Raw genomic sequence first — 229 nt, 5'->3', positions numbered from 1 at the left:
CCTCAACGTTTTCAACTGCCAAAGTTGTTCAGGCAACAGGCCAGGATTCAGCGGGACTCCACGTCTAGTAATGCTATCAAACGCCGCTGGTCTATGACTCAGCTCACTTATCTCCAGCGTTTCGAGGCGCGGGAACATTTCCAGTACCCTGCCCAGACCATCGGAGGGATACGACACTGTTAGCGAGACGACGGCATTGAACTCCGTCCTCATAGATTGATAAACCCCG

At 52.8% G+C, this 229-nt stretch carries 1 protein-coding gene; it reads right to left on the bottom strand.

The features are described from left to right. Nucleotides 1-213: hypothetical protein (locus tag SB752_RS33415; protein WP_410719661.1), on the bottom strand; the 213-nt coding region annotated here is incomplete at its 3' end. Between the last annotated feature and the right edge of the window lie 16 nt (nucleotides 214-229).

Source organism: Brevibacillus sp. SIMBA_040, from assembly GCF_046535075.1.
Classification (GTDB): domain Bacteria; phylum Bacillota; class Bacilli; order Brevibacillales; family Brevibacillaceae; genus Brevibacillus.
Note: the sequence above shows the minus strand (reverse complement) of the source record. Positions and strands in the feature narration are given on the sequence as shown.